Annotated in this window: 20 protein-coding genes; 12 read left to right on the top strand and 8 right to left on the bottom strand. The window is 48.3% G+C overall.

The features are described from left to right. Positions 1–28: 28 nt before the first annotated feature. Positions 29–562, bottom strand: a complete 534-nt coding sequence (locus AC27IB_RS05960) for a hypothetical protein (RefSeq protein WP_487119584.1) — start codon at positions 560–562, stop codon at positions 29–31. Between the two features lie 363 nt (positions 563–925). Between AC27IB_RS05960 and katG the strand changes: the two genes are divergently transcribed. Then, complete coding sequence (katG, locus tag AC27IB_RS05955; RefSeq protein ID WP_487119582.1) at positions 926–3157, top strand: catalase/peroxidase HPI; 2232 nt, start codon at positions 926–928, stop codon at positions 3155–3157. A 69-nt stretch (positions 3158–3226) separates the two neighbouring features. Here the strand turns inward: katG and AC27IB_RS05950 are convergent, their stop codons facing one another. Then, positions 3227–3409 carry a hypothetical protein gene (locus AC27IB_RS05950; RefSeq protein WP_487119580.1) on the bottom strand — a complete coding sequence of 61 codons (183 nt, stop codon included), beginning with the start codon at positions 3407–3409 and terminating at the stop codon, positions 3227–3229. Between the two features lie 260 nt (positions 3410–3669). Here AC27IB_RS05950 and yjeH point away from each other — a divergent pair, with 260 nt between their 5' ends. Next, on the top strand, positions 3670–4920 hold the full coding sequence (gene yjeH, locus AC27IB_RS05945; protein WP_487119578.1) for an L-methionine/branched-chain amino acid transporter: 1251 nt from the start codon (positions 3670–3672) through the stop codon (positions 4918–4920). Here the strand turns inward: yjeH and AC27IB_RS05940 are convergent. Next, a complete protein-coding gene (locus AC27IB_RS05940) occupies positions 4917–5930 on the bottom strand; it encodes a LysR family transcriptional regulator (RefSeq protein ID WP_296048238.1) in 1014 nt (337 codons plus the stop codon). The two genes, yjeH and AC27IB_RS05940, sit on opposite strands and share 4 nt — an antisense overlap. Positions 5931–6408: 478 nt before the next feature. Here AC27IB_RS05940 and AC27IB_RS05935 point away from each other — a divergent pair, with 478 nt between their 5' ends. The 3 genes from AC27IB_RS05935 to AC27IB_RS05925 all read left to right on the top strand — a co-directional run bounded on the left by AC27IB_RS05935 (position 6409) and on the right by AC27IB_RS05925 (position 11180). Continuing rightward, positions 6409–8982 (top strand): TonB-dependent receptor plug domain-containing protein, encoded by a 2574-nt coding sequence (locus AC27IB_RS05935; RefSeq protein WP_296048247.1) that lies wholly within the window; start codon positions 6409–6411, stop codon positions 8980–8982. A gap of 169 nt (positions 8983–9151) precedes the next feature. Beyond that, entirely contained in the window at positions 9152–9973 is an 822-nt protein-coding gene (locus AC27IB_RS05930; RefSeq protein ID WP_296048241.1) for a sulfite exporter TauE/SafE family protein, read from the top strand. Between the two features lie 31 nt (positions 9974–10004). Further along, positions 10005–11180, top strand: coding sequence for a pyridoxal phosphate-dependent aminotransferase (locus tag AC27IB_RS05925; protein ID WP_296053539.1), 1176 nt, complete (start codon positions 10005–10007; stop codon positions 11178–11180). Positions 11181–11279: 99 nt separating this feature from the next. Here the strand turns inward: AC27IB_RS05925 and metJ are convergent, their stop codons facing one another. Next, positions 11280–11612: a met regulon transcriptional regulator MetJ gene (gene metJ, locus AC27IB_RS05920; RefSeq protein WP_296053540.1), complete on the bottom strand. Its 333-nt coding sequence runs from the start codon at positions 11610–11612 to the stop codon at positions 11280–11282. A 263-nt stretch (positions 11613–11875) separates the two neighbouring features. On the opposite strand from metJ, the gene metF reads away from it, so the two are divergent. Then, complete coding sequence (metF, locus tag AC27IB_RS05915) at positions 11876–12769, top strand: methylenetetrahydrofolate reductase (protein WP_296053542.1); 894 nt, start codon at positions 11876–11878, stop codon at positions 12767–12769. Positions 12770–12880: 111 nt separating this feature from the next. Continuing rightward, the gene (locus AC27IB_RS05910; protein ID WP_296053546.1) at positions 12881–13759 is read left to right on the top strand and encodes a virulence factor BrkB family protein; all 879 of its coding nucleotides are present in this window, start codon (positions 12881–12883) and stop codon (positions 13757–13759) included. Positions 13760–13813: 54 nt separating this feature from the next. Here AC27IB_RS05910 and AC27IB_RS05905 read toward each other — a convergent pair whose 3' ends face one another. The 3 genes from AC27IB_RS05905 to AC27IB_RS05895 all read right to left on the bottom strand — a co-directional run bounded on the left by AC27IB_RS05905 (position 13814) and on the right by AC27IB_RS05895 (position 17301). Beyond that, positions 13814–16282 (bottom strand): EAL domain-containing protein, encoded by a 2469-nt coding sequence (locus AC27IB_RS05905; RefSeq protein ID WP_487119574.1) that lies wholly within the window; start codon positions 16280–16282, stop codon positions 13814–13816. Between the two features lie 132 nt (positions 16283–16414). Beyond that, positions 16415–17065: a DUF2959 domain-containing protein gene (locus AC27IB_RS05900; protein WP_296051461.1), complete on the bottom strand. Its 651-nt coding sequence runs from the start codon at positions 17063–17065 to the stop codon at positions 16415–16417. 2 nt (positions 17066–17067) lie between these two features. Beyond that, positions 17068–17301, bottom strand: a complete 234-nt coding sequence (locus AC27IB_RS05895; protein ID WP_296051464.1) for a hypothetical protein — start codon at positions 17299–17301, stop codon at positions 17068–17070. 97 nt (positions 17302–17398) lie between these two features. Between AC27IB_RS05895 and pip the strand changes: the two genes are divergently transcribed. The 4 genes from pip (at position 17399) to purT (ending at position 20956) form a co-directional block, all read left to right on the top strand. Then, positions 17399–18334 carry a prolyl aminopeptidase gene (pip, locus tag AC27IB_RS05890; protein WP_296051467.1) on the top strand — a complete coding sequence of 312 codons (936 nt, stop codon included), beginning with the start codon at positions 17399–17401 and terminating at the stop codon, positions 18332–18334. A gap of 13 nt (positions 18335–18347) precedes the next feature. Further along, positions 18348–18785 carry a D-aminoacyl-tRNA deacylase gene (gene dtd, locus AC27IB_RS05885; RefSeq protein ID WP_296051469.1) on the top strand — a complete coding sequence of 146 codons (438 nt, stop codon included), beginning with the start codon at positions 18348–18350 and terminating at the stop codon, positions 18783–18785. A gap of 75 nt (positions 18786–18860) precedes the next feature. Continuing rightward, positions 18861–19769, top strand: a complete 909-nt coding sequence (locus AC27IB_RS05880; protein WP_296051471.1) for a bifunctional GNAT family N-acetyltransferase/hotdog fold thioesterase — start codon at positions 18861–18863, stop codon at positions 19767–19769. Beyond that, a complete protein-coding gene (purT, locus tag AC27IB_RS05875) occupies positions 19766–20956 on the top strand; it encodes a formate-dependent phosphoribosylglycinamide formyltransferase (RefSeq protein WP_296051473.1) in 1191 nt (396 codons plus the stop codon). Before AC27IB_RS05880 ends, purT begins: the two co-directional genes overlap by 4 nt. A 79-nt stretch (positions 20957–21035) precedes the next feature. Here the strand turns inward: purT and rpoH are convergent, their stop codons facing one another. Then, positions 21036–21902 carry an RNA polymerase sigma factor RpoH gene (rpoH, locus tag AC27IB_RS05870; protein ID WP_296051476.1) on the bottom strand — a complete coding sequence of 289 codons (867 nt, stop codon included), beginning with the start codon at positions 21900–21902 and terminating at the stop codon, positions 21036–21038. 506 nt (positions 21903–22408) lie between these two features. Here rpoH and AC27IB_RS05865 point away from each other — a divergent pair. Continuing rightward, a complete protein-coding gene (locus AC27IB_RS05865) occupies positions 22409–23626 on the top strand; it encodes an EAL and HDOD domain-containing protein (RefSeq protein ID WP_296051479.1) in 1218 nt (405 codons plus the stop codon). Positions 23627–23634: the final 8 nt, after the last annotated feature.

Below are 23634 nucleotides of genomic sequence, written 5' to 3'. Positions count from 1 at the left end.
TGAAAGGGCAGGGATTTGGATGAAAGGTTCAGGCCTGCCATTGCCAGTCCTCGTGGTGCAAGCCCAGGGCTTCAACAAAGTGGAGATAATCGGTGCGTCCCATCGCCCGGGCCACCGTTTTAAACTGAGACTTTGCCTTGATACCTTTCACCTGCAATAACTCAAGGCGTTTATCGGCGTTGCCATCAAATTGTGAGTCGAGAATTTGTGCAGCCTTGTTATGAGCATCCCAGTAATCCAGCACATAGCCTATCAAGCGCCTGAAAATCCCCGGCATTCGCTTATCTTCCAGCGGTCCTGCCAGACCGGAGTTGGCCACGGCTTTTTGAAACGAAGACACCGTTTCTGATTGAGCAGCGACTTCCAGCGCCTCTAACACGCGCTGAATTTCTGTTAATAATTTCCTATGCGCCAGACTGCCATACTCACTTCCATCGAGCATTTCTATATCAGTCAGCAGCATATCTAAATTGACCAGATGTCGTTGTGTTGTTCCCATGATCCAAAACGAGGTGGTAAAGGCGCCGCGCCAGCAAACCTCAAGAATACCACGAACTTTCATCAGGTTTCATTGCCTTTACCTCATTCAGCGCGAAAAGTCCGTGTCCGGCACATCTGCTTGACCTGATGACGCCTGCAAGTCCACTGCATTTACCTGTGCTGCAAGCAGGAAAAAACGCTAAAAATGTTAACAATTTGTTTCACAATGGATTTTTCGAGCTATTCCAACATTTTCCCCGAATGAGGAGAAAAACCTAACACCGAAAATATATTCATTAAAAACATAATGTTAGCCAGCTTTTGTTTTTCCAATCAAGTGCATCTGATTTTTTAATTATGCAAATTCCCTTTCCTCGTTAACACTTATAAATGTTAACAAACACTGTATTTGTACATTGTTCACATTCGAAACGAGGAAGGACAAATGAAATTGAAGAAGACTTTATCATTAGCGGCAGCCGTGGCCATTGCCATGTCACCGGTGGTGCTGACATCACCTGCCCATGCGAATGCTGCAGAGCCTAAAGCTAATAGTTTTTGGTGGCCTGAACAGCTAGACCTGAGCCAGTTACGTGCTCACGGCGCAGAATCAAACCCATATGGTGAAGACTTTGATTATGCCAAAGAATTCAACTCCCTGGATCTAGAGGCGGTAAAAGCAGATTTACGTAAAGTACTGACTGATTCACAAGACTGGTGGCCAGCAGATTATGGTCATTATGGTCCTTTTTTCATTCGAATGGCGTGGCATGCAGCCGGCACTTACCGAATTCACGACGGTCGCGGTGGCGCCGGTGGTGGTCAGCAACGCTTTGACCCGCTGAACAGCTGGCCGGATAACGTCAACCTCGACAAAGCCCGTCGCCTGATTTGGCCGGTCAAACAAAAGTATGGCCGCAAAATTTCCTGGGCCGATCTGATGGCGTTAACCGGTAACGTAGCGCTGGAAGACATGGGCTTCAAGACCTTTGGTTATGCCGGTGGCCGTGAAGACGACTGGGAGCCGGATTATGTTTACTGGGGTCCTGAAGAAAAGATGCTGACCGATGAGCGTCGCGATAAATTTGGTAAACTGAAAGGCCCCTTAGCGGCAGTAGAAATGGGGCTGATTTACGTTAACCCGGAAGGCCCGCACGGAAATCCGGATCCACTGGCTGCAGCCAAAGACATCCGTATGTCATTTGGTCGGATGGCGATGAATGACGAAGAAATTGTTGCGCTGATTGCCGGCGGTCACACGTTCGGTAAAGCCCATGGCGCCAAAAAACCGGCTGACTGTGTCGATGCAGAGCCTGCGGCGGCCGATATAGAAGAGCAAGGCTTTGGCTGGAAAAACAAGTGTGGTAAAGGCCACTCAGAAGACACGACCAGCAGTGGCCTGGAAGGCGCCTGGACAGTCACTCCAACCCAGTGGACAACAAATTATCTGGATAACCTGTTTAGCTTTAACTGGGTGAAAACTAAGAGCCCGGCTGGTGCAACGCAGTGGATCCCGGACGATCCTGCAGCCGCCAACATGGTGCCTGATGCCCATGTGAAAGGTAAGCGTCATGCGCCTATTATGTTCACCACCGATATCGCTATTAAGAAAGACCCGGAGTTCCGCAAGATTGCCGAACGTTTCCGCGCCGATCCGGCCGAGTATGAACTGGCGTTTGCTAAAGCCTGGTTTAAATTGAATCACCGGGATCTCGGTCCTCGTGCCCGCTATTTAGGCGATGAGGTGCCAGATGAAGTATTGGTATGGCAGGATCCGGTTCCTGAAGTAAACCATGACCTGGTCACCGATGCTGACGTTCGTAAATTGAAGGCGAACATTCTGGACACCGGTTTGAGCGTATCTGAACTGGTGCGTGTAGCCTGGGCATCGGCTGCGAGCTTCCGCGGTACCGATATGCGAGGCGGTGCCAATGGCGCCCGTGTGCGGTTAGCACCACAGAATGGCTGGGCTGTGAATAACCCTGATGAACTCGACAAAGTATTGTTAAAACTCGAACAGGTAAAACGTGACTTTAACCGAAAAGCATCGGGTAATAAGCGCATCTCCACTGCTGATATTATTGTGCTGGCGGGCGCGGCGGCAATTGAAAAAGCGGCAAAAAATGCCGGCCACTCAATTACCGTTCCGTTTGTACCGGGCCGTATGGATGCGTCACAAGAAATGACCGACGTCCAGTCTTTTGCTGTATTGGAGCCAACTGCCGATGCATTTCGTAATTTTTACGACCCTGAAATGAACTACCTGTCGCCAACCGAAATGCTGGTCGAACGGGCGGATTATCTGAACCTTTCAGTACCAGAAATGACTGCACTGCTAGGTGGTATGCGGGCTCTCGATGCTAACTACCAGGGCATGGATCATGGCGTATTAACTAACACGCCAGGGGCACTGAACAATGCTTTCTTCACCAACCTGCTGGACATGGGAACCAAATGGCATAAAACCGATGAAGAAGGGGTTTATGAAGGTGTCGACCGTGCCTCGGGCAAAGCGAAGTGGACGGCAACGCCAGTGGATCTGATCTTTGGCTCAAATACAGAGCTGCGAGCAATCGCTGAAGTGTACGCAGCAGCCGATGCTGAACAGAAATTTGTTTCAGACTTTGTTGATGCGTGGGTAAAAGTAATGCAAAACGACCGCTTCGATCTGAAGTAACCCGTCATTGCTATGGAACAGACAGGTGGCTCTCAGCCACCTGTTTTTTTACTCTCTGTGACACTCAGCTCACAAGAAGCCGGCCACCTCAAGGACTTGTCGCACCTGGCCTTCAGTAATTGCGCTCGGACAAACTCCACGGTTAATCAATTCTTCCCGAACCACCGATGGATCGCAAGGTGATGCCACCTCTACTTCTTTTTTAATGTACTTAACCAGTTGCTGTTGTAGTTGTCGGGTTAAACAAGACATAAATACCTCTAATACGCTTTGCTTGGGTCAGACACCATCCAGGATTGGCGAGCCAGAAATCGTTAATGCTTCACTGCAGCATAAACCGGGCCAGACTCACTTTTATTAAGCGTATCAGTCACCTGCAAAAATTAGGGTCATAAGCACCCGGTCAGACTGTCAAATTATTCGACAAATATGTCCATATCAAAGAAAAACGGCCACGATTTTGTCGATAAAAACGCTATAATCGCCTTCCTCTGCTCACACTGACACCTGTTATGAGTCACTCTTCACACAAAATCGGTCGTTGGCACGGCGCTGGCCTGTTAACCACAACACTCCTTGGCACCAGCGTATTTATCCTGCCGCAGATGACCATTAAGCTTGCCGGCGACTACGCATTGTTGAGCTGGGTGCTGCTTATTTCGGCCATCCTCCCGGTAGCGATGGTGTTTGCAAAACTCTCGTCTCACTACCCTCACGCTGGTGGTCCGGCTTTCTTTGTGGAGAAAGCCTTTGGTGTTACGGCTGGCAGAACCATCGGTATGATGTTCTTGTTTGTGGTCCCGATCGGTGCGCCTGCTGCGATAATTATGACCTACTGGTTTATTGAAACCCTATTGCAATTGCCCCCTGTGTGGTCTTTGCCCGTGCAGTTAGCGATAGTCGGTTTGCTGCTGGTGTTAAATTATCGGGGCGTGCAGTTTTCTGCCACCTTACAACTGGGCCTGACATTTATTATTACCCTGGTGGTTTGCGCACTGCTTATAGGCGGCAGCCTGATGCCGGCACCAGTCTCGCTGAGCACCGCCGATTTCCGGCTGGATAGCACTCTGGCAGCCATGGGGTTGGCGTTCTGGAGTTTTCTGGGAATTGAAGCGTTATCGCATCTGGCCAATGATTTTCGCGATCCCAAACGGGATCTGGTGCCTGCCATAATGCTGGGTACTTTATTAGTCGGGGCCATATATATAGGTTGTACGTATTTACTGGTCGATGTCACCACATCCGATACACTGGCGATGGTGGATGTATTTAACCAGATTATCGGGGGATACGGCGCTTATGTGATTGGCTTGCTGGGCGTTGCCGGCGGTCTGGCTACAGTTAATGTGTATACTGCCAGTCTGTCGCGCCTGGCCTGGAGTCTGAGTCAGGACGGCGTTTTACCGGTTTATTTTGGCACGCTTAACCGATACGGCGTACCACAACGGGCTTTACAGGCAATCCTGCTGATTATGTCGATGACGCTGATCATTACGCATTTTTCAACCCATAACCTGGAAGACTTAATTGGCTGGGTTAATGGCGTTTTTGTCCTCATTTATCTGGCCAGTATGCTGGCAGCCTTTAAGTTATTGTCGCCACGACTGCGCCCTCTGGTTTACTTCGGCTGTCTGTTTTGCAGCGTTATTGCCTTGGGACTGGGTAACAAAATGCTTTATGCACTGGCTTTGTTTACGCTGTTTGCCCCTTTGTTATGGTACCAACAGCGCCATCTCAAACTTAAGTACCCGGATAGTTGTTAAAGCACGCTAGCCGTTGAGGTTGGCGTGATGCCCACTGACCTGGATTCATTCTTCGGCAATTTATTCATTAAATTGCCGCGCCAATGGCCGGCAGCCTGCTCAGCACCACTGACTTCCTGAATAATACTTAACATCTTCACCATCGCATCAGTCATGGCAAAAGTACTGTTAGTTGCTGCGAGCACCTGTCGCTTCATATCAGGCTGGGTGATCTTCAACGACTTTATGACTTTGCTTTCTTCCAGATGATACATAGCAGAAGAAGGCAAAATCATTAATCCTTCGCCCTGAATCACCTGACGCAATCCTGTCATCAATTGGCCGGAGTACGCCTTGTCATGTTTAAGCGCGACGCCGGTATCCCGTTCATATTTTTCAATCAGGCGGCCGAGTGCATCTTTGGGGCCGGGGGTTAACAGTTCAAACTGACTCAGCTCCCAAAAACAAATAACGTCGCGGTTTCGCAATAACTGATAGTATGCGGAAGCTTCGTTAACGCCCACTACCAGATACATAAACTCTTCAATAAGCGGGTAAGCCGACATAAAGCGCGGCTCTACTTCCTGTTCGTAAGTTAGCGCTATATCAACCTGATTGGTTTTCAGCCATTCTTTCACCGCATATGACGGACCAGTACTGATTTCCAGTTTCAACTGAGGATAGGACTCATTTACCAACGCAATTAAAGACATTGACAGTACATTACCAATCGATGGCAACATGCCAACCCGCACTACGCCATGCTGATTGGCTGCCAGCTGGTGTAACTCCATCTTTGCGGCATTGATATCTTCAATCAGTTTTTTTGCATGCTTCTCGAAAACCTCACCGGCGGTCGTAAGACTAACGCCTTTGAAGCTTCTCTCAAACAATGCACTTCCCATTTCACGTTCAAGGTTAGCTAACTGCTGACTTATCGCCGGTTGGGCGATATCCAGTTCCCTTGCAGCAGCAGCAATACTTCCTTTTTGAACCGTGACAAGAAAATACTGAAGCTGTTTGGAATTCATATATTGGCTACTCAACTCGTCAATATTCATAGCAAACTGCGGGAAATCATAGGTTTGTAACATTCACAACAATTTGCCGCGTGCTGTTCATTTCTATTTTAATTTCAGCAAGTTACATGCCACCAAATGGTCAGGTTTTGGAGCCGAAGTGTTAATTTTTTGTAGTAAGCGCATTTATTATAAAATATTTTATTTGCCCAGCAAGGCATTAAGCCTTTGTAATTTAATAACTTTTACGCAGGGTCAATATTTTCTTTATAACCCTCAACATTCTTTTTTCTTCCGGAAACGCTTGCTCTTTTTTTAGTCTCTGTACTGTCGTCAGCAAAGTCTGACGCGCTCATTAAGTCCAAATAATGTTTAAATTTGGTGCTTTTACGATCCAATTTGGGGCAGGTTTAGCCAGCGACGTGATTTCACGCCTATCGTAGATGCACCTAAAAAGATCATAGCGATATGACAATTTAGGGAACACATGATGAAACTCAAGAAATTAAATGCAGCAATACTGGCAGGTCTTGCCGGTTATTCGCTTTCGATGACTGTCGCAACCACTGCATTAGCAGAAGAAGAGGCAGCGGAAGAGAATGTTGAGAAAATCGCAGTTGTGGGTGCCCGTGGTGCGCCTCGCTCCGTAACCAGCTCTCCAGTACCGGTTGATGTATTAACCGCTGAAGACATTACTGGTGTGGCGTCATCAGACATGAATGACATCATGATGACACTGGTTCCATCATATACCCTGACCCGTCAGCCCATTTCTGATGGTGGTACTTTTATTCGTCCGGCGCAATTACGCGGCCTGCCAACTGACAAAACTCTGGTACTGGTTAACGGTAAACGTCGCCATCGTGCTGCACTGGTTGAAATTGGTGGTTCTGGTACCCAGGGCCCTGATATTGCAACCATTCCTACTGCTGCGTTGGGCAGTGTAGAGGTTCTGCGAGACGGTGCAGCGGCACAGTACGGTTCTGATGCCATCGCCGGGGTTATCAACTTCCAGCTGAAAAACAATGCTGAAGGCGGCTCATTATCGCTGGATATTGGCCAGTATTATGAAGGTGACGGCGACCAGTACACCATCAGTGGTAACAAAGGTTTCTCTTTAGGTGACGACGGTTTCTTAAGCATCTCTGCAGAAGTCACTGATTCAGAGGCGACTTACCGCGGTGAGCAATATTGTGAAAGCTGGTTCTGTGTAGACGAACAAAGTGATGAATACATCGCAGCAGCGGAAGCAATGGGTAACTCAGTCCACGGTTCTCCTCAGGTACAGCCTTGGGGTCAGCCAAACTATAGTGGCGCAAAAGTTTTCCTGAATGCCGGTTATGCAATTAACTCAGACATGGAAATTTACTCTTTCGCTAACTATTCAGAAAGTGAAGGCGATGGTTCATTCTTCTATCGTTACCCAGGTAACGGCACCATAGAAGACCTGCGCGAACCTGATGGCTCTATCTACAGCCCACTGGAAAAATTCCCGGGTGGTTTTACGCCGCGCTTCTTCGGTGATATCACTGATTACTCTTTCGCAGCCGGCTTAAAAGGCATGACCGGTTCGCTAGGTTATGATATCAGCGGCCGTTACGGTTATAACGAAATTTCTTATACCCTTAAAAACACCATTAACCCATCAATGGGTCCTGACTCGCCTACTTCCTTTAAGCCAGGCGATCTGAGCAACGATGAATTACAATTCCAGGCTGATTTTACTTATGATCTGGCTGAATACGTACTGGCATTTGGTGCCAGCTACATGGAAGAATCCTATGAAATTTCGGCAGGTGACGCCGCTTCAGTAGAAGTAGGTGATTACTCTTCTCCTGATCCATGGGGCTTCTGTGACGGCACGGCATCAGCTGACGCACTGGCATCTGCCCTGGCAAATGGCCTGGATTGTAGTGATTCAAGTGACCCGGTTTATACTGCTGTAGGCGTTGGCTCTAACGGTTTCCCTGGTTATTCAGCTGCCTACACTGGTACTTACGAGCGTGATTCTTACGCTGTATACGCTGATATCTCAGGTGACATCACTGATAAGTTATTCGCACAAGCGGCAATACGTTACGAAGATTACTCAGACTTTGGCTCTGAGGTGGTTTACAAAATTGCCGGTATTTTCCAGGTAACTGACGAAATTGCTGTTCGTTCATCATTTGGTACTGGTTTCCGCGCGCCGACTCCTGGTCAGCAAGGTACGACCAACGTATCAACCCGTTTACCCAATGGTTTACCGGTAGCAACCGGTCTGTTCCCGGCTGGCAGTGCAACGGCACAGGCACTGGGTGCATCACCGCTTAAACCTGAAACGTCGACTAACTTCACCTTAGGTGCGACTGCTGATGTAGGCAACTTCACCTTAACAGTGGATTACTACCGCATTCTGCTGGAAGACCGTGTTAACGCTATTTCCACCCTGGACGTCTCTGCAACTGAAGTAACCGACCCGGATGCAGATGGTTATGACGCGTATCAACGTTACCTGGCACTTGATGCAGCAGGCGTTGACGGTGCTAATACCATCGGTGGTGTATTCTACTTCCAGAACGCATTCGATACGGTAACTCAGGGTATTGATATTGTTGGTACCTATAACTTTGAATCTGAGTACGGTGATACCACTATCACTGCATCGATGAACTTTGCCGACCAGAACTTTAACTCTGATCCTAAAGTGTATTTCAACAACGAAGCTATCTACGACTTCTTAAATGGTACGCCAGCTACTCGCGGTGTTTTATCTGTAAAACACGCTATGGATGACATGTCATTTACCGCTCGTATGAATTACTTCGGTGGTTACTCAAATTCTGACGGTGCCAGCCAGTTGTCAGCAATCCAGATCTTTGAGCCTGAAGTCATGTTTGACTTAGAAGGTACTTACTTCATCAGCGAGATGCTGTCTGTGTCAGCCGGTGCCCGTAACCTGTTCGACAACTACCCGGATGCGGGTGAGATTGGCGAAACTTGTTGTGGTCGTATCTACCGTTCTGACTCTATCGTTGACTGGCAGGGTGGTTACTACTACATGCGCCTCAACATGAGCTTCTAAGCAGCTTATCCCTAAAAATAAACCTGTTATCGACCAGCCTCTAGGCTGGTCGACTTTATCAGGTCACTCATCGCTATCAAGGCGACAAACCGCACAAAACGTTATAATTTCTACCGTATAAAAATAATAAAAAACCGAATAATTATTTAACTAGTGGAGCACTGTTGTTATGGAGATTGAACTCGTCTGGTTCGTCCTCACTTTGTGCGTTGCGGGCGCGGTCGCAGGCATAACTTCTGGCCTTTTTGGCAACGGAGGAGGTTTTGTTGTAGTCCCAGCCCTTCTCGCGGTATTTCCTTTCTTTACCCCTAATTCTGAAGAGTTAGTTAAAGTCGCTATTGGTACCTCATTGGCATCAATTGTGATTTCAAGTGCTCGTTCAGTCTTAGCACACAAGAAACGAGGGGCAGTCGATTTTGACATGCTCAAATCGTGGTCAGTGTGGATCATACTTGGTGTATTAGGCGGTGTAGCCATTGCTAACCACACCAGCAGCACCGGACTGACAATGGTGTTTGCCGGCGGCGTATTACTCTATTCAATTTACTTTCTGTTTCCGGAGTTTGTGGTTCGTCCCGGTATGTCATTTTCAATGCCACAAGGCATTGGCAAAAGCGTGCTGGCTTTTGTAATAGGTGGCTTTTCTGCTTTGCTTGGTATTGGTGGTGGCACACCGACGGTGATTACCATGGTGATGTGTCGCCGCACCATTCAACAAGCGGTAGCAACAGCTGCCGGGGTTGGTTTCCTGATTGGCTTACCCGGCGCAATTGGCTTCCTGTTTATGGAAAACACTAACCCACAGGGTATGCCGGTAGGCACAGTAGGCTATATCAATTTACCAGCTTTGCTAGCTATCAGTATTGGTTCAATTCTGACCGCACCCATTGGTGCATCAATGGCACACAGCTTTAGTGAAAAAATGCTTAAACGCTTATTTGGTATTTACCTGGTGATTGTATCAGTTGCCATGTTTGCCAAAGCGTTATAACGCTCACACATTAAAATAAGAGGAACAGTCAATGACTTATAATCCATCAAGACGATTATTCTTAGGTGGCTCGCTGGCCGCTTCAGCCGCTGGTGCTACCGGTCTAATTACGCCTGCCGGACTGGCCGCGGCACAGCCGATGAAATCACCGCAAATTATGTATGGCCCGACGCCAGGTGTCGCGAAACTGAACGCCAACGAAAACCCTTATGGTCCCAGCGATATGGCGCTTAAAGCCATTGCTGAAGCCAGCAGCACCGGTGGTGCTTATTATGCCTACCGTGCAGGCATGTACTTACGAGACATGCTGGCCGAATCAAATGGCCTGAAACCTGAAAACGTTTCAATTACCGCTGGTTCAAGCCTGATCCTGGCTTTCGCCGCTTTTGCAGCAACCAGTAAAGGTAAGATTCTGGGTCCGGACTTGTTCTGGGATACTACGTCAATGGCCCCTGTACGTCAGGGCGGTCCGGAAATTGTACGGGTACCTAATAAAGCCGATCTGAGCATCGATCTGGATGCCATCTACAATGCCATCGATGATGACATTGCCATGGTGCATATCTGTAACCCGAACAATCCAACCGGCAAACTGCTGGATCCTAAAGCACTACGTGAGTTCTGTATTAAGGCATCGAAAAAGACCCTGGTACTGGTAGATGAAGCCTATAATGAACTGATTGACGATGGTCCGAAACATTCAATGATCCCACTGATCAATGAAGGTCACAATATCATCGTTGCGCGGACGTTCTCGAAGATCTACGGCCTGGCCGGCATGCGTGTTGGTTATATGCTGGGTAGTGAAGAAAACATGGAGTTCATCAACAAGTACGGACTCGGCGGTTACTCAATTAACCAGGCTGGTCTGGCTGCAGCAATTGCCAGCTACAATGATGAAGCCTTTAAAGACTTCTCACGCCAGAAAGTGAAAGAAGGCCGTGACATCATCATGGATGCCGTAAAAGCAAATGGCTTAAGCGCATTGCCATCCACCACCAACTTCGTGTTTGTTAATCTGGGTGACGACGGCGATGCCAACGCATTCCGTAAAGCGATGGAAGAACAAGACGTCCTCATTCGTGGTCAGTACCGTACGTACCAGCAATGGTCACGGGTAAGTACCGGTCGCATTGAGGATGTGAAGAAATACGCTGCTGCAGTGCCAAAAGCACTGGATGAAATGTATAAGGCGATTAAAGCTTAAGTAGCTAAACGGTCCCTTGGACCGCATGTAACGACAGAAAACTCCGAAAAGAAAAGGCCGCTTATGAAAGCGGCCTTTTTATACTTTACACTGCACCGATTACTCGTTGTCGAGTTCGTTTTCCTCGAAATCAACATCGATTCCCATTTCTTCCATAATACGGCGGGCTTCAGCCGGGATCCGATGCGGGTTATCTTTACGCAGATCTTCATCGTCAGGCAGCGGCTGACCGGTAAAGGCATGTACGAATGCCTCGCATAACAATTCAGAATTAGTGGCATGGCGAAGGTTATTGATTTGGCGACGGGTACGCTCATCGGTCAGTACTTTTAGTACGTTAATCGGAATAGACACCGTGACCTTTTTAACCTGCTCACTCTTTTTACCGTGTTCTGCGTAAGGGTAAATATATTTTCCGTCCCACTTTGCCATGCTCTTTCCCAGCTCTGCTATCATTATTCTAATAAGAAACGTTGTTTATACCTGTTGCAACGAATTTTGATGGACCGGACTAACCCGGCATCGGCATGGCCCTGTCTTTCATGCTGCTGCGTACACAGTGCAATTTAATCAAAAAATTCGCGCTAAAGGTATTAAACCACAGAAAACATCAATTGAGCAGTGTAAACTGCTTGACGTCTAGACATATATTCTTTAGTTTAGACGTCTAAACGTCCAATTGAGAATATATCACCATGGTGTCATACGCGCAGGGGATCGATGCCCTAAACCAGTCTTTGTCAGAATTACGCGACATTGATGTATCATTTGAGTTTTTTCCTCCCGGCAACGAGAACATGGAAAAAACCTTATGGAAGTCTGTGGAGCGTCTTGCACCACTGAAACCTGCCTATATGTCGGTCACCTATGGTGCAAACAGTGGTGAGCGGGATCGCACTCACGATGTTGTAAAACGTATTCAGCAGCAAACCGGCGTTACTGCCGCTCCTCACCTGACTTGTGTGGATGCAACCGCCGAAGAGCTAAAGCAAATCGCTCATGACTACTGGGATTCAGGCATTCGCCGTATCGTTGCCCTGCGCGGCGACTTACCCCAGGGTGTTGAGAAAACCGATATGTATGCCTCAGATTTGGTTGCCCTGTTAAAAGACGTTCACGACTTTGACATCTCAGTTGCCGCGTATCCGGAAAAACACCCTGAAGCCCCTAACGCACAGTTTGATTTACTCAACCTCAAGCGCAAAGCCGAAGCCGGAGCCAGCGAAGCAATTACTCAGTTCTTCTTCGATACTGGTGTCTTTTTACGCTTCCGCGACAGAGCTGCCGCCGCGGGTATCGACTTGGATATTGTGCCGGGAATCCTGCCGGTTACCAATTATCAGACACTGGTTAAGTTTGCTGGCTTCACCAATGTTCATGTCCCCGGCTGGTTGCATAAACTTTATGAAGGGTTGGATGCAGATGACCAGACCACCCGTAATCTGCTGGGCGCCAACATCGCCATGGAACAGGTTAAGGTCTTAGCCAAAGAAGGGGTTAAACATTTCCATTTTTACACCCTGAACCGCAGTGAACTGAGCTACGCTATCTGTCACATGCTGGGCGTAAAACCGCAAAACGCTGGCTAACCCCCCCACTCATCTTCGGGAGCAACCAAGAAAACGGTTGCTCCGTCTCTTATCGCAGGTAGACTAGTCATATAGCTCAACTGACAGGGACCAAGAGTGGCATTACCTGAAATAAGCGCCCGCTGGGAGCAGTATAAGCCCAATCTGGAAAAATTCGCGAAGACGTTCCTTACCCGCTGTAAAACGGATAATATAACTATCTCCGCCGGTCACCTTGCCTATGTAACCCTGTTATCGCTGGTGCCATTCATAATGGTGTTCTTCACTATTTTGTCGGCGTTCCCTGCCTTTGCCACAGTCCGCAGTAAGCTCGAACAATTTATCTTCAGTAATTTTGTGCCTACCGCCAGTGATGTGGTGCATGAATATATGAGTGATTTTGTCGGAAATGCCTCGCAGATGGGGGCGGTAGGTATTCTGTCACTGCTTTTTGTCGCGATTCTGCTGATTTCCAATGTGGATAAAACCCTTAATCGCATCTGGCGCACCCAGAGCGAACGGCCGATTATTTATACCTTTGCGATTTACTGGATGGTGATCACACTGGGCCCGTTGCTGATGGGCGCTAGTGTAGTAATGACATCTTATCTGGTGGGTCTGGCTGAATTTGCCGAAGAGTACACCCCGGGCTTGGGCACCTTTTTACTCGAGCTGGTGCCGAGCTTTGCTGCTTTGGCTGCTTTCATCATTTTGTATATGCTGGTGCCTAATCGCCGTGTACCGTTGAAACATGCCCTGGGCGGCGCAGTACTGGCCACCATACTGTTTGAGCTCAGTAAGAAGGGCTTTGCCTTTTACGTAACCAGTTTTCCGTCTTATCAGGTGATATATGGCGCACTGGCCGCACTGCCGCTGCTGTTTCTGTGGATTTACCTGTCGTGGATCGTGGTGCTGTTGGGCGCCGAATTTACCTGTAGTCTGGACGAAGCTTTCCCTGAAGAAGCAGAAGACACTCCCCACGATAATGAAAGTGATTTACCCGAGGGATAGTGAACATCAGCAGCCGGGCGCTTTACAAGTGGCAACCGGCTGCCGACGCTCCCCTCAGGCAATTAAACTAAGCCGGACATCTGCCAGTAACCATTTGCGGGCCGCGGCCTCATCGCTGAAGACCTGCACTTCGAAAGCACTCACCACATACTGACGCCATACGTCAGCCATTTTCTCTGCATACCTGCCCTCCACCAGCAAAGCGACTTTGTGAAATTGCTGATACTGTGGCTCGATGGCAGCAAGACGTGCGCGATCAATCAGGTCGGCTTCGCCCATCTGGAAGTAATCTGAATATCTGAAGTCAAATAAGCCATAAGTCACGAGCTCCTCCCGCTCAGCCAGACAACGACGGAAAGCATCCGTAAAGCGCATGGCTTTGTGAATGTGGCCGGACAGTTTCAGGTGCACCATGTTTGAATGCACCTTATCAAACTCTACCACTACCTCTCCCTGTTCCTGATGTTCGCCAAATGACTCCGGTCGCGAAAACAGGAAGCCCTGACTGTAATCCAGGCCCAGTGCCAGCAAACATTGCTGCACCTCAACCGAGTGAACAAATTCTGCAATGCATTTTATTCCGCTGTTACGGCAGAAATAGCTGAGTGCTTTTACAATTTCATAGCTCTTGGTATCGGTGTGGATTTGCTTGATATACCTGGCATCAATTTTTAAATAATCGACTTCCAGATCCAGTACGCGCTCAAAATTTGAATGCTCAGTGCCAAAGTCGTCAATAGCCAGTTTAAACCCGGCCTGCTTGAGGGCTTTAAGCTGTTTCAAATGGCTGTCTTTACCCGAGCTACTTATGCCTTCAAGCACTTCCAGAATAACGCGCTGAGGCGCAATCTGATGTTGCTGACACAGCTCCGATAAAAAACGCTGCAGATACTGCGCATTCAGATCGTATTCGGTGATATTCAATGAAAAGGTATACCCGTGATGCTTCATAACCTTAAATGCCTGCTGCGCCATTTGACGGGTAATCAGCGGTAGCATGCCGGCCACTTTGGCTGCATCAATAAAGCTGTAAGGCGTAAGAACCTGGTCGTTATAGTGAATTCGGGCCAGTGCTTCGTAGTGAGTCACTACACCAAGCCGATTATCATGGATCCCCTGAAAATACGGGACGATAAGCTGCTGATTCACCGCACTGTGAATAATGTTATTGGCTTCAACAAACAGTAAATGCTGCTGACTTTCAGCCGCAATGGCATCCTGCTCCAGCACAATGCATTTCAGATCGCCAGACTCCCGACTCTGACGCAGTGCGGTAACGCCCAGCCTCAATAGATCAGTGCGTCCGCGCGCGCCGCCAAAAGACAGCGATACAAACACGCTGACATCGGCCGTCGACACCTGATGATGACGAAAGTGCATACGCAGCTTATCGGCGACTTCATACAAGTCGACCGGGCGCTTAAACAGCAACACAAACTTGCCCGGCCCCCCTCCTACATAGCAATCTGCGACGACCTGGCTTTGAATAATTCGGGCGGCACTGCGAATAAGTTCATCACAAACATCAAAGCCATAAGCATCATTGAGATACCTCAGTCCATCAATGCCCACTATCAGCAGACTTTTCATGCCCGGCGATTTAAGTTCTTCGGCCAGTAAGGATTTACTCGACAAACCACTGAGTGGATCGGTGTTAGCCAGGTATAAATTCTCTGCCTGAGTCTTATTTAATTCGGTGAGGTCAGTGTAAATCGCAGTGTAGTGATGGATATGGCCGTTATCATCACGCACCTGATTAACCGAAACCCATTGCTCCAACACTGAGCCATTTGCATGACGGTTTTTAATTTCGCCCTGCCAGACCCCTTTCTGAAACACCTTGCTCCAGAAATTACGATAAAAGGATTTTTCATGTAACCCGGAAGAAAACAACTGCGGCTCCAGACCCAGAACTTGTTTGCGGCTATAACCGAACATGTCACAAAAGGCCTGATTAACCTCAATAATTTTTTGCTCTGCATCGGTGACCAACATAGCTTCAGCGGAATGTTTAAAAATAGATGAGAGCATATTCAGCGAACGGTCCTGCTCGACCCGCTCCAGTTCAGCCGCTATTCGATAGCCTATGATTTCAAATAAAGCGGTGATCTCTGCTTCATTTTCAATTTTTGCCGTATGCATGGCAACCAGAATGCCCAGCACGTTGCCCTGCGCGCTGTATAAAGGCATACCAATGTAAGATTCAACATGCATATCTTTCAGCAGTTGATCTTTAGGGTACAACTCAGTGACTTTGCTGGTGTGACAGCACACGCCGGTATTGGCGACGGTATGACAGGGGGTATCTTTAAGGGCGTAAGAAAAACTTTCTTCAATACAGTTAAAAGCAGACACCGCCACCGTCGAACACTGACTAAGCGCCTGGTTAGGCTGGCCAATGATAACAAAATCACATTCAATGATTTCTGATAACGCCAGCACTAACAGTTCGAAGTATTCCTGCCCGCGGGTTTGCCCAACGAAATCCGACAACTTCTTTAATTTTGCAACCAATGCATTCATAGATATCAATCACTACCATCCCTACTCTCACTGGCGGTAATCATGCATAAGTTGTCTGACAGGCGTATTGATTGAGAACAATTCTTACTACAAATGTAGTAAGAATTGCGATGATGGCTCGATTAAGCGGGGTTAACCGCCATTCATGTCGGCGATAAAGTCGTTGGACTGGGCGATGGCGCTTTTCATATCGGTTAGCAGAGTTTTAACGTCCCGCTCGATATCATTGAGTTCACCTTGCAGTGCTCCAATCGCACTGGCATTCAGGTTATGTTTAAGAAACAGTACGTTATCCTGAAGCGTGCGCAACACCGGTTCCATACTACTTTCGACCTTACGCATAGCGCGCACCATCTTATTGTATTTAACACGGGTTTCAGACAATGTCTGCTTACTGGTGCGTTTCAGGCTGGCATTGCTGTACTCTTCAAGCTCGGCCTGCCACTCATCAAACAGCGCGTTGGCAACACTTTCGATCTTATCGATACGATGGGTCACATCATCGGCAGCTGACTTACTCGCTTCATACTGATCGTTCAGCGACTGGTACGCTTCTTCCAGATCGCCGCCATCAAACTGTATAAGTGCTGAAAATTCTTCCAGCGCCGAGGTAAACTGTTCTTCAGCGTCTTCCTGAGATTCACGGGCATCTTCTACACGGTCGACCAGAATCTCACGCTTTTCCACTCCTACTTTTTCCCAGGCGGCGTAATAGGCACTCTGACAAGCCGTCACAGACCCTAAAAACAGCGTAACCAGGCTGACTTTTAATAACCGGTTCATGGTTAACCAACGCCTCTGAATCTGGCCGCGTCAATAATGGCCCATAAGTGAAAAATTGCGCCGACAAGCCACATGAAGAACAAAATAACCGTAGCTCCCAACGCATAACTTACGGCACACACCACGAAGAAGAATAAGGCCGCCATGATCCTGCCCTGAACCAATTGCCCTAAACCAGGAATAAAGAAACTGCATATTGCGGCAATAACGTTGCCGCCTGAACCTTGTCCAGCCATAATAACTCCGATTAAATACTCTTTTACTGATTAAACTAAATGAATTAGGGTGGATATACAATCATTTCACCCGTCTGATTTGTAAGAGAACTTGTCTATGTCCCGCGAGTGCTATCAACATGGTTTACTATCCTGCGGCGACGGCCATCAGGTTTACTACGAGCTCAGTGGCAATCCCAATGGCGTACCGGTACTGTTTATTCACGGCGGGCCAGGTGCCGGATTGTCTGCTGGTTACACCCGTTTTTTCGACCTTAAAGTTTACCATGTGATTGGATTTGACCAACGAGGCTGCGGTCGTTCACTGCCTTATTTATCGCTTACCCACAACACTACTGAGAATATTCTGGCCGACATAACCCGCCTGCGGGAACACCTCGGTATTCGCCAGTGGATGCTATTTGGTGGTTCCTGGGGCACCACCCTGGCACTGCTTGCTGCAATCAAAGAGCCCAGTACCGTGAGCGGCCTTATTTTGCGTGGTATATTTTTGGCCAGAGAGGAAGATTTTCAGTGGTTTCTGGCCCCGGACGGTGGCGCGGCCCAGATTTACCCGGATGCTTATCAGCGTTTTATTGACGGCATTGCAAACCCAACCAGCTTTGCTGCGGTGCTGGCTAATTACAGCAACGTCTTCTTAAGCGCTGATGACACTCAGCGTCAACAGGCCGCATTACGCTGGTATCAGTGGGAGGAAGCCATTGCCAGAGTGCATACTTCAGCGCTAAGAGTACAGCCTGATTCGCCCAATCCGGCAATGCTGAGCCTCGCCGTGCTGGAATGGCATTATATTGTCAACCGCTGCTTTATTGCTGAGAATGAAATACTGGCAAACGCCCATCGTCTGGCCGGTATTCCCGGCAGGATAATTCATGGACGGTGTGATACGGTATGCAAACCTCAGGGCGCTCATGTCTTGCATCAATTATGGCCAAACAGTGACTTACACCTGATCGACGGCGCGGGGCACAGCAGTGCTGAGCCTGCCATAGCAAAAGCTCTGCGTGATGCAACCCAGCAATTTATTTTATAGCGCTAACATAATTATGATTGGTTTAATTCAACGAGTAAGTGAGGCCTGCGTTACGGTTGCAGGTGAAACAGTGGGGCAAATTGGCCCGGGGATCCTCATCCTGTTGGGTGTGGAAAAAGATGACACCCAGGCACAAGTGGAGAAGCTCGCCACAAAGTTAACAAATTATCGCATCTTCAGTGATGAAGATGGCAAGATGAATCTGAATATCAGGCAAACTGGCGGCGCCGTATTGGTGGTTTCCCAATTCACCCTGGTAGCCGATACCCGCAAAGGCAACCGCCCCGGATTTTCCCGGGGCGCCACACCTGAACTGGGCAATGCCCTTTACGAGGCTTTCATTGCGCAGCTTCAGGCCATGGACATTCCGGTAGCCAGCGGTCAGTTTGGTGCCGATATGCAGGTTCAGTTAATCAATGATGGCCCGGTGACCTTCCACCTGCAGGTATAATTTTCCCGCCGCCCTCTTGCTGTTGGTAGAGCCTTAAGATTTAATGTGGGCCCTAATTCAATTTGAGGTAAGGCTGTGTTCAAAATCGTCACACCGCAAACCGATGACGCATTGGCGGCTTATTATCACTTTCGCTGGCAGTATTTGCGCCAGCCCTGGAACTTTCCTCCTGGCTCAGAGAAAGACGAGTATGAACAGGTCAGTGAGCATCGCATGGTTGTTAATAATGACGGTGACATCATTGCCTGTGGCCGGGTCCATTTAAATACGGCTGAAGAAGCCCAGATCCGCCATATTGCCGTTCACGGTGACTACCAGCGACGAGGCCTTGGCCAGTTTATGCTTAATGCACTGGAATCGGTGGCCCGCGAGCTGGGCGCTATTCGTGCCGTGACTAACAGTCGTGAAATTTCTATCGAGTTTTTTCAGGCCTGCGGTTTTAAGGTAGAACGGGAAGCCCCCAATGAGTTGGGATTACTTAAACGCCAGCAGATGGTCAAGAAACTGGACGATTTTTCTCTGCTGGTACTTCACCCTGAGTGGTGTCAGGAATTACAAAACACCTGGAAAGAAACCATTCCTATAACCGAACATATGGGCATCAAGCTGCATCAGTACACCGGCAAAACCCTTGAAACCCGGGCCTCACTGAATAAAAACATCAACATCCATGGCACCATGTTTGCTGGCAGTATCTTTTCCCTGGCCACCCTTACCGGCTGGGGCATGATTTTTCTGCAGCTTAAGAATAAAGGCCTGGATGGCGATATTGTGCTTGGCGATGGCAACATTCACTATCATAAACCCATTACCATGAAACCCCGGGCCGTGTGCAATATTGAACGCCTAAAAGGCAAGTTCACCCTGTTGGAAAAAGGCAAAAAGTGCCGCCTGGAACTGGAAGTTGAGGTACTGGACGATACGCAGCCTGTTGCTGAATTTCATGGAATTTACTGGATATTACCCAAAGAGGACAACCAATGACGACACTAGGTACCCCCTTTACATCTCAGGCTAAAAAAGTGCTGTTACTGGGAAGTGGCGAACTGGGTAAAGAAGTGGTTATTGAATGCCAACGACTGGGCTGCGAAGTGATTGCTTGCGACAGTTATGCCAATGCTCCGGCGATGCAGGTAGCCGATCGAAGCTATCAGTTCTCAATGCTGGACGCCAAAGCTCTGCGTGACGTAGTAGAAAAAGAAGCACCAGACCTGATTGTACCGGAGGTTGAAGCTATTGCTACGGCAGAGCTGGTAGCACTAGAAAAAGAAGGCTTTCACGTGGTGCCAAGTGCCAACGCCGTGCATCTGACTATGAACCGTGAAGGCATACGTACCCTGGCTGCTGAAACACTGGGATTACCAACCTCAGCGTACCGTTTCGCCGGCACTAAAGCAGAATTTGAAGCAGCCATTGCGGCCATTGGCTACCCCTGTTTCGTTAAGCCTATTATGAGCTCTTCCGGCAAAGGCCAGAGCCGGCTTACCGGCCCTGAGGATATCGAACCTGCCTGGCAATATGCTCAGGAAGGCGGTCGTGCGGGGGCCGGGAAAGTTATTGTTGAAGGTCATGTGGACTTCGACTATGAAATTACCTTACTCACGGTACGCACCCGGCAGGGCGTGACCTTTTGTCCCCCCATAGGGCACATACAAAAAGACGGTGATTACCAGTATTCCTGGCAGCCTGCCGCCATGACAGATAAGGCGCTGGCGGGAGCGCAGCAGATTGCCGATAACATTACCGGTGCACTGGGTGGTTATGGATTATTTGGCGTAGAGCTGTTCGTTTGTGGAGATCAGGTGATCTTCAGTGAAGTATCCCCTCGTCCCCATGATACTGGCCTGGTTACTCTCATCTCACAGCAGTTGTCAGAGTTTGCCTTACACACCCGGGCAATTCTGGGCTTACCGATACCCGATGTAGCCTGTTATGGTCCAAGCGCCTCCGCAGTTATCCTCGGCTTTGGTGAGGGGAACCGCATAAGCTATGCAAATCTGGATAAAGCGCTGAGCCAGCCTATGACTGATATTCGCTTATTCGGTAAACCTACCATCAATGGCAAACGCCGCCTGGGAGTGGCTCTGGCACAAGGTGAAACCGTAGACTCTGCGGTGGCGACAGCCCAGGAAGTAGCGAGGCTGGTGGATATCAGTATTGATAACGACTGATCCTGTGCCACATCCGTGAATGCCCAAAACAAAAAAGCGCCTCAAAGGCGCTTTTTTTAATTATTACAAAAACCGGCTATTAGCCTGCCATGGCAGCCTGCAGCTTTTTCATGGCGTTCTTTTCAATCTGACGAACACGCTCTGCTGATACCTGATATTTGTCTGCCAGGTCCTGCAGGGTTGTTTTGTCATCGGCCAGCCAACGGGTTTCAATGATGTCCTGACTGCGGTCATCCAGCGTTTTCATGGCTGAGTATAAGCGCTTGGTCGCGGCAGCATCCCAGTCATCATTAATAACGCTTGATTCAACGTCTTCAGATTTATCTTCCAGATACTGAACCGGCGCAAAGCTGCCATTTTCATCGTCATCAGCACTTAAATCGAAAGCCTGATCCTGGGAGCTCATTCGCGCTTCCATTTGCAGCACTTCTTTAGTACTGACACCGAGCTCGTTAGCTACGGTTTGCACTTCTTCGTGACTAAACCAACCCAGACGCTTTTTCGCTTTACGCAGGTTGAAAAACAACTTGCGTTGAGCTTTAGTGGTTGCCACTTTAACGATACGCCAGTTTTTCAGTACGAACTCGTGAATTTCGGCTTTAATCCAGTGCACTGCAAAAGAGACCAGACGAACGCCTACTGAAGGGTCAAAACGTTTTACCGCTTTCATTAACCCGATGTTACCTTCCTGGATCAGGTCAGCCTGAGGCAACCCATATCCTGAATACGACTTTGCAATATGCACCACAAACCGAAGGTGAGACATTACCAGCTTACGTGCCGCATCGATATCTTCATCTTCACGCAGACGCAGCGCCAGTTCGCGCTCTTCGTCAGCAGTCAGCATGTTAATCGTGCTGACAGCCTGAATGTAACCTTCAATACTTCCATTGTGTGGAACAGACAGGGCCATAGATTGTAAGTTTTTACTTGTACCCACGCTCATAGTCACCTCAAAAAAATCCTGTGTACTTCACTTAATCTAATAATAAAAAATACTAAATGCGAAGTTTGGGTTAATGCCGAAAAAACGGGTGTTATCCCGTGAAGCATTATCCAATCAAAAACGAAATATAGGGGTTAATACCATACTTATCAAGACCCCGATATCATAAAAAAGTTCAAATTTAACGTCTGAAATGCATAACTGGATGAAGTCTGTAGAAAAACCACCTTTTCTGAGCAAAAAATCGCCCGCTTCATAATGTCACTTTATGTGACTGCGTTACACAAATCGCCATTTCCGGTATAGGACCGGCTACTGAAGACGCGGCTTTCAAAAGGAACACCCTGTCTTACCAGCCGTTGGCCGTTAATAATGGCTTTTGCCCTGCAAAAAGTTGTTGTGAGCAGGTGATTATTAGCACTATTCGACGTATATTACCTCCATTGGACAGAACAAGATCAATAAACGCAAATGAATTGCGCTGAACTGCATTTTATGGGGATCGGATGTTTGCATATGTAGCGCGCCAGCCAATAGTGGATACGTCTCAGCAATTGTATGCTTATGAGCTGTTATTCAGGGACGGCGAAAAAAACTGCTTTCCCAATATTTCGCCCGACGAGGCCACTTCCAGGATTCTTGCTGCCAGCCACTTAAATGTAGGGCTCGAAGCAGTAACCAATGGCGCACTGGCGTTTATCAACTTTCACAACGATACACTGCTTCATCGCTTTCCAACCAGTCTCGATCCGAAAAATGTGGTTATCGAAATAACCGAGACGGTTGATGTGAGCGATGAGCTGGTTGATGCCTGCCAACAAATCAAGGCTCTGGGCTATCGTCTGGCTCTCGACGATTACGATCTTGAAGAAAAATGGCAACAACTGTTGCCGCTGATCAGTATCGTGAAGTTTGATATTACTACGGTCACCGATGAGCAGATCCGTGAAACGGTACCGGTGTTAAAAGCGCATAATATTGAGTTGGTTGCTGAACGGGTAGAAACCCGGGAACAGTTTCATTATTACCGGCAACTCGGCTTTGATTACTTTCAGGGGTATTTCTTTGCCCGTCCGGAAGTCATCCGGCACCGTAAAATGAGTTCGTCATCGGCCAGCATGCTTGAGTTACTAAAGGAAAGCACCGCCGCACAACTTAATATTGAAAATATCAATACTATCCTCGAAAGAGATGTATCCCTTTCGTATCTGTTGCTCCGTTTTATTAATAACCCCACCGTTAATAAGCGTAACCAAATCACCTCGCTGAAACACGCCATGAACTTTATGGGTGAGACCGAAGTGCGTAAGTTTATTGCTTTATTATCACTGGCCAATTTATCGGATGGTCAGCCCGGCGAAATCTTTAGTATGAGTCTGGTGCGCGCCCGCTTTTGTGAACTTATCCTTGTCGCAATGAAAGATAAAAGTAAGCAAAACAGTGGATTCCTGACCGGAATGTTGTCGCTCATAGACACGCTGATGGAACAGGAAATGCGTGAACTGGTGAATAAACTGCCACTCCCGGATGAAGTGAGCGCGGCCCTGTGTGGTGAAAATAACCACCTCAAGCAATGCTTGCAGTTAGCGACAGCATTTGAACGGGGTCAGTGGGGCATTGTCAGAGCGATAAGCACACGATTCGGTCTCACCCAGAAGCAACTTCACGAGATTTACACCAGCGCGCTCAGTTGGGCTGCGGCTTTGCAAAATGAAGTCCGGTAGTCACAATC

The sequence above is a fragment of the Alteromonas sp. 4NH20-0104 genome (assembly GCF_057547795.1).
Note: the sequence above shows the minus strand (reverse complement) of the source record. Positions and strands in the feature narration are given on the sequence as shown.